We start from the raw sequence: 6,533 nt of genomic DNA, 5'->3' as shown, positions 1-6,533 counted from the left end.
TCCGCTGGAACGAGTTGCAGGCCAGCGACCAGGATCGGTCGGTCGCCTTCTACACCCGGCACTTTGGCTGGCGGCAGGAGGGCGACATGGATATGGGCGACTTCGGCTCCTACCGCTTCCTCTACCAGGGCGAAACCATGATCGGCGCCATCATGCCGAGGATGCCGCAGGTGCCCCAGGCGGCATGGACCTTCTACATCGGAGTCGGCGACATCGACCGGGCGGCGGACGCGGTGCGGGCCGGCGGGGGCACGATCCCTTCACGGCCCGAGCGAAATCCCGGGCGGCGAGTATTCGCTGACCGCTGTTGACCCCCAGGGCGCCGTCTTCGGATTGGTCGGCCCGCGTCAGTAAGGAGAAATATCGTGGCCAGCGACAAGCTCACGACCTGCCTGTGGTTCGATCACGGGGAAGCCCGCAAGGCTGCGGAGTTCTACGCCGCAACCTTTCCCGACAGCAGTGTTGGCGCTCCCATGCACGCCCCGTCAGACTTTCCGGGTGGAACAGAGGGCACCGAACTCACGGTCGAGTTCACCGTGCTCGGGCGGCGGTTCGTCGGCCTGAACGGCGGACCCAATTTCAAGGCCAATGAAGCCGTCAGCTTCATGGTCCTGACCGACGATCAGGAAGAGACCGACCGTTATTGGAACGCCATCGTCAGTAATGGCGGGCAGGAAAGCGCTTGCGGCTGGTGCAAGGATCGCTGGGGCTTTTCGTGGCAGATCACGCCCCGTGCGCTGCTGCGGGCCAACAGCAATCCTGACAAGGCCGCAGCCAGGCGAGCGTTCGAAGCGATGATGACCATGCGCAAGATCGACATCTCCCGGATCGAGGCTGCGGAGCGCGGAGTAGCCGTCGATGCGTAAAATCATCGGCTCCCTTTTCCAGACGCTCGACGGCGTGATCCAGGCACCGGGCGGGCCGGAGGAGGACCAGACCGGCTTTGCGCACGGCGGCTGGGTGTTCCCCTATTTCGACGACACGCTGGAGGAGCCGATGGGGCGGCTGCTGGGCGGCAGCTATGAGCTGCTGCTGGGCCGGCGAACGTACGAGATCTTCGCCGCGTATTGGCCGCACAATGGCGACCAGCCGATCGGCGAGACGTTCAATGCCGTTCGAAAACATGTCGTGACATCGTCCGACCGGCCGCTGACGTGGAACAACAGCCGGCGCCTCGTCGGCGATCCCGCCGAGGCTGTCGCGCGCCTCAAGGCCAGCAATGGACCGGACCTGCTGATCCAGGGCAGCAGCATGCTCTACCAGGCGCTGCTTCCCGCAGGCCTTGTCGATCAACTGGCATTGATCACCTTTCCGGTCATGCTTGGGCGCGGCAAGCGCTGGTATTCGGGCGATCCGGCGACAGCCCGTTCATGGACACTGGTCGAGCAGGCGCACTCGCCGAAGGGCGTCCACTTCGCATCGTTTGCGTGTGATGGGGAGGTTCGCACCGGCAGTTTTGCGACAAAACCCCCAAGCGATGACGAACTTGCACTCCGCCAGCGTCAAGCGGAGGGTCGCTGGTGAACCTGCAGCGCTTCGGCCACCCATTCAGAACAATGGTGCTGATCACGCTATAAGGCAGACCAGACCCGTCCAAGTTCCGTACGCTTGGCCCTGGTCACCCGGAGAACGGCAGCGAGCTGCGCCGCTGTTGGCCGTTCGGACAATCTCCCCCCGCTGGTCGGCGGCGATCGATCCGGAACGAGCGCTGGGTGGGTTGTAAGTTTTGAAGGGCAGTCTTCAGCCTCCTAGCTCCGGAAGCGGTCGGTTCGGTCTCGGCCAGCTTCGGAGTCTGTGACTGAGTCGTTGTGGCGTCCGAGTTGGGTCGAGCACTGACGATCCCCTGCCCTCTGGGAACGTCCGGTGTTCCCTGCCAGAGCTGACGTTCGGTCTACTTCCGCCTCGTGCCATGACCGGACCTATCGGGTCACCTTCAGAACATCCCGTCATATACGTGAGACGACAGTTCAACGGCTTCCCAACGTAGCAGCCGGCTTCCCAATTCAAGTGCGCTTCTCAATGTCGGGCAGCGCCCAACTCTTGTTGAAGAACGCCTCGGTCGGTGAGTACCAGCGGAAGTAGGAAGATCAGGCGGGCGCGCCGAGTTGACCCCGATACCGAGCTGGTCACGAGGTTCTCACGCGCGACAGCCTGCGGTTCGGTCAGAACCGTGGTTGCCGTAGGCAGCCGGGGCTGGCGTACAGAGTGGCGTTGACTTGCGTGATCCGACAACTTGCGGACGATACCGGCAGAGTGATCGTGATATTGCTCGCGGCAGGGCCAAGTGGGGCGGCAAGCACGATTGGATCAAAGGCGTTCCTCGGCTCATAGGTTGAACCGACGAGGTACATCGGGATGCGACCGTAGGAGCTGCGCGGCGTCACTCTCAGGATCAGAGGACCGCTCTGCCCGACCTGTCGGGAGCGCGATTGGGCGTCCGCAGGCACGGGCATGATCACGGATGCGACAGCGGCAAGAACAACGAAAGCAGATGTGCAATGCATGAGCTGTCCTCCTCAACCCGGGCACGCCTTTGCGTGAACCCGTTGCGGCTTCCTTGGCAGCACCGGCTGCTCTGTCCGACGGGCACCGGATGAGGATGACACTACGCCATCCGGCAGCGTCCGCTTGACCTTCAGAGCCATGGGCTTGACGCTTCGGGACACGCACTGCCGAACCATGCACACACGGGGGTCTTCGTCGGCGAATCTACGCGCGGGCTGCCGGGGAATGTAAATCGGCTCGGAAACTTTGATCCCTGTCAAAGCCGGTGCAACCGGCTGAACATTCGAAACAAACAGTTAAAGCGGAGGGGTTACAATCGGCGCCGATCGTGACCCTCTCACCCTGAGCGAAGACCCTAAGCAACTCAGAGGGTTGCGCCGAACAAGAAATGGGGTCTGGTTTCAAAGCCGAATGACACTCTTCGAGGGGCTCGCCTCAGCCGGGCTCCCTGTCGTGTGCATCGAGACGCGGCACACCAACGCCTTTCTCAAAGCTCAGGTGAACAAGACGGATCGCCATGATGCCCGCAGTATCGCCCAGATGATGCGGGTCAATCTGTTCCGTCCCGTGTATGTGAAGACGCTCTCAAGTCAGAAGCGCCGTGCGCTGCTCACTGCCCGTAAGCTCCCGCAGGAGAAGGCCCTTGCGGTTGAGAACGATATCCGAGGTCTGCTGCGCAACTTCGGGCTCAAAGTCGGGTCCGATCGCTTCAGTCACGGCGGATGGCGCGTACGTATGGTGAGCTCGTCTACCGTCTCATCGCCGAGCGCGATCCTGTTGCTGCCGTGATCATCCCACCACGGCAACCGCAGTGCCGAGCAACACAGCCGAGACGGCGCCCACCCAGCGGGACCGGCACCTCCGGATCATCCAGGAGCGCGGGCGGCTGGATTGGCAGAAGGCGGTGAACTACGGCCGGCGGTCGTTGGGTGAGGTCGCGATGATGCGCTACAAAACCCTGATTGGCCGCCGCCTCCACGCCCGGACTCTGCCAACGCAAAAGACTGAGGCCGCGGCCGCTTGCAAGGTCATCAATATTATGACCCACCTGGGCATGCTGGTGTCGCAGCGCATCGCCTGAACTCGAGCGTCAGGAGCTGAATGCGGCTCTCATCTAAATAACGCACCAAAGTCCAACGGCCAAGCTTTCGCTAGCAGTGGCGCCGAATCGGGCGCCGCCTTCATGGGTGTTTGTAGGAGTTGCCGCGGGAACATCTCCGCTGCCGGTGCACGGCTCTCTTGAGTCCCAGTGCCTCGGATCTGCGCCACATGGTCCGGCGCAATAAGCCGGTCCGCCAGGGTACCCGTACGACTGCCAGCATCACATCCGCTCACGCCCTTTGGTTCCCAAAACTGCTCGAACAATATCGGCCTGTGAATAGCCGGGAAAGGGCCCCGGTCTGCCTTATCGGCAAGGTTTGATTCATCAGTGCGACCCCAGATCGCCTCCTGTTTCGGAGGCCCGGCCATGTTGCTGATTGTTCGCCCGCTTCTCCTGCTTGCCTGCACCGCCATTGCATTCTTTACTGTGGGCCGAGCTCCCGGGGCGGTGAACCTGCGCCGGAAAGATCTCGACTTGATTGCTGCTGCCCAAGTCGAGACAGACACAACTCATTGAACGATCAGCGCGTATCGGAGAAGACGTCTATGTCGAAGCCACCGAGCCGATTCAGAGCAACGGGAGATTCGCGGCAGGCGGCCGAAGCGGCCTTCAAGAGGGCGACCACCAAGCCGGTAGAACCCGCCCCAAAGCAGCCCTCGATTCCTGGCGCAAAAGAGATGGTGACCCTGCGCATCGATCGGGACGTCCTCGACTACTTTCAGGAGGATGGGCCGGGCTGGCAGGAAAGGATCAACGAGGCATTGCGAAAAGCTGCCGGGAAATAGACGTTAGGAGGTGTACTGACTGCATGCCGGAACAGGAGTGGTCGCCTCGGGGCCCTCGCTTCACTCCTTCATGCCATACCCTCGGCATGCCCTACTGCCGCGACATTGCGGCAATCGTATAGTTCTTCCAACGCCTTCAAACTTCGCTATGGTGCGCCTGAGGTAGTCCTTAAGGGTGTGCGCGACATGGTGATTGTCTACGCGTTTGCGGCTTTGATCGGCGGTTTCATCAGTTGCGCGCTGCTCTGGCCTTATGGAGCCGCCATCGCCCTTCTCAGCATGCCGTTTGGCGGGAGCTTGTTTGCGCTCCTGGCCGCGATCGTGGTTCACATGCGAGCCTCGACTAAGGCCGGTTCGAGTAACGATCGTGCAGCCTATATGGATCAGCCTCAGAAGTTGCAGATCACTGAAAACTGTTAATAGGGTCCGAGGAAACGGGAACTTCATCCTCGCCGCACCAAACGGAGACATGACCTATTCCCGCGATGCCACCGCCATCTCCGAATTCACCGGCCAACCCGTGCGCTGGGAGATGGCCCCGCTACCTGCCGGCATCACCTTGATTGTCTGGATTGCCCTGATCTCCTCGACCACCAGAGTCCCGCGTCAAGGGACGGCACTCATTCAGGCGCCCACAATATGGCCACGGTTGGAGCGTGTTGTTCGGTCGTGCGCTCCTGCCCCCATGAGCGCCGCCGCCCTGAAAGAGCATCCGAACCCGATCTCCTCTTTCAGGGCGCGCATCTATTTTGAGCGGTGTTGATGATCAGTGGGATGGGTCTAGGATTGGGGTGTGGTTGCCTTGCAGGACACCACAGGCACCCTGGCTGAGGGTTTGAGCGAACCTCTCTCGGTCGGGGCGTTTCTATTTGAGATCTACTCCGGAAGCTAAGAGCCACTCTTCCGTAATTTCGTGGCTAGCCTTCTGAGACGTTGAAGGCCAACGCCGGTCATTTACTCTCTCATTCGTGACTTGCGTTCTGCTGCTGAGACGAAAGCCACCAGCGCCCTGGCCAAGATTTCACGCGAACACCTCGTGGCTGGGCGCCCCAGCCACGACACCGAATATTTACCTTACTTGGTCAGGATAATCTCACCGGGCGCGTTGTGTATCAGCCCGAACAGATGCGGAGCCCCACGCTCCGCTGGGCGCCCTGGTTGAGGTTCAAGACAGCCCTCAGCCGGGGCGTCTTTGTATCCGGGCAACGTCCTTCCCTGCGCCAGTCATCACCCAGAATGCCAAGCCTTTGCTCCCGCCCCGGACACGAGTGGCTTGACCCCACAATTTAAGTGGCTAACTGATCGCGCTCGATCTTTCCTGGTATTGGATGAGTTATGGATCAGCCTGAACAACAGCTAGATTTCGCCAGCATTACCGCAGACATTGTTTCGTCCTATGTCGCCAACAACGCGGTTCATCGGACTGATCTGCCGAACGTGATTGCATCCGTCCATGCTGCGCTCCAAGGATTAACTGCTCCGAAGCAAACGGAGCCCGAAAAGCCAGAGCCGGCTGTTTCGATCCGCAGGTCCATCACCCCTGACTTCCTGATTAGCCTCGAAGACGGCAAGAAGTATAAGACGCTCAAGCGTCATCTCGGGAAGCTGGGACTGACGGCTGAGGAGTATCGTGCAAAGTGGGGGCTTCCTGCCGATTACCCCATGGTTGCGCCCAACTATGCTGCGAAGCGGTCTGAGCTCGCCAAAAGCAGCGGCCTCGGTCAGCGAAGGAAGACTACCGCGAAAGCAGTTGCAGCGCCGGAGGAGACGGTCACGGCACGCGCTGAATCCTCCATGCCAAAACGCGGCAGGCGTTCCAAGAAGTCGGCAAGTGAATAAGCATACTCGGGCTGGGCGCATCCGTGCCTGGCCCTCCTCGGCCAAAGGACTGGCGCTAAGCTATCGCCTCAACGGCCTGCGGTTGGGCTTCCTTTGCAATGATATGCGAGGGAAAGATGCCTTCTTTGACCGCAGCTCCTTCGAACCATCTGCAGGTTATCTCGCGACCATCGACCTCAACAACGGTCATCCGATGAGAGGGGTAAGCAATCAGATGCACGACATCGCCAACGCTGAACTGCATGGTTTGCTCCTGATCCACCTCACGAGAGTGTAGCCGACTGGTTAACAGCAGGTAAGGC

The 6,533-nt window shown here is 60.7% G+C and carries 10 protein-coding genes and 2 pseudogenes; 10 read left to right on the top strand and 2 right to left on the bottom strand.

What is annotated here, in order from left to right:
- The 3 genes from FS320_RS35620 to FS320_RS35610 form a co-directional block, all read left to right on the top strand.
- The coding region (locus FS320_RS35620) for a VOC family protein (RefSeq protein ID WP_202882935.1) at positions 1-311 on the top strand (311 nt) is incomplete at its 5' end.
- 54 nt (positions 312-365) lie between these two features.
- Positions 366-866, top strand: coding sequence for a VOC family protein (locus FS320_RS35615; protein WP_162003450.1), 501 nt, complete (start codon positions 366-368; stop codon positions 864-866).
- On the top strand, positions 859-1,524 hold the full coding sequence (locus FS320_RS35610) for a dihydrofolate reductase family protein (RefSeq protein ID WP_152717081.1): 666 nt from the start codon (positions 859-861) through the stop codon (positions 1,522-1,524). The genes FS320_RS35615 and FS320_RS35610 overlap by 8 nt, the downstream gene beginning before the upstream one ends.
- Before the next feature lie 638 nt (positions 1,525-2,162).
- Here the strand turns inward: FS320_RS35610 and FS320_RS35605 are convergent.
- Positions 2,163-2,504 carry a hypothetical protein gene (locus tag FS320_RS35605; RefSeq protein WP_152717080.1) on the bottom strand — a complete coding sequence of 114 codons (342 nt, stop codon included), beginning with the start codon at positions 2,502-2,504 and terminating at the stop codon, positions 2,163-2,165.
- A gap of 418 nt (positions 2,505-2,922) precedes the next feature.
- Between FS320_RS35605 and FS320_RS35600 the strand changes: the two are divergent.
- From FS320_RS35600 to FS320_RS35575, 7 genes and pseudogenes are all read left to right on the top strand, one after another.
- Positions 2,923-3,204: pseudogene (locus FS320_RS35600) on the top strand (IS110 family transposase); the annotation flags it as partial.
- Between the two features lies 1 nt (position 3,205).
- Positions 3,206-3,586, top strand: a pseudogene (locus FS320_RS35595) (transposase); the annotation flags it as partial.
- Between the two features lie 387 nt (positions 3,587-3,973).
- Positions 3,974-4,123 (top strand): hypothetical protein, encoded by a 150-nt coding sequence (locus FS320_RS45510; RefSeq protein WP_153885375.1) that lies wholly within the window; start codon positions 3,974-3,976, stop codon positions 4,121-4,123.
- 29 nt (positions 4,124-4,152) lie between these two features.
- Positions 4,153-4,392, top strand: coding sequence for a BrnA antitoxin family protein (locus FS320_RS35590; protein WP_152717078.1), 240 nt, complete (start codon positions 4,153-4,155; stop codon positions 4,390-4,392).
- A gap of 186 nt (positions 4,393-4,578) precedes the next feature.
- The gene (locus FS320_RS35585; protein WP_152717077.1) at positions 4,579-4,812 is read left to right on the top strand and encodes a hypothetical protein; all 234 of its coding nucleotides are present in this window, start codon (positions 4,579-4,581) and stop codon (positions 4,810-4,812) included.
- A 49-nt stretch (positions 4,813-4,861) separates the two neighbouring features.
- Complete coding sequence (locus FS320_RS35580) at positions 4,862-5,155, top strand: hypothetical protein (RefSeq protein WP_152717076.1); 294 nt, start codon at positions 4,862-4,864, stop codon at positions 5,153-5,155.
- 572 nt (positions 5,156-5,727) lie between these two features.
- Positions 5,728-6,231 carry a Ros/MucR family transcriptional regulator gene (locus FS320_RS35575; protein WP_152717075.1) on the top strand — a complete coding sequence of 168 codons (504 nt, stop codon included), beginning with the start codon at positions 5,728-5,730 and terminating at the stop codon, positions 6,229-6,231.
- Between the two features lie 55 nt (positions 6,232-6,286).
- Here FS320_RS35575 and FS320_RS35570 read toward each other — a convergent pair.
- Positions 6,287-6,533 (bottom strand): YodC family protein (locus tag FS320_RS35570; RefSeq protein WP_210252234.1); only part of this gene is annotated, 247 nt, incomplete at its 5' end.

The sequence above is a fragment of the Microvirga tunisiensis genome (genome assembly GCF_009296175.1).
Classification (GTDB): domain Bacteria; phylum Pseudomonadota; class Alphaproteobacteria; order Rhizobiales; family Beijerinckiaceae; genus Microvirga; species Microvirga tunisiensis.
This window is presented reverse-complemented; position numbering and strand designations above follow the sequence as displayed.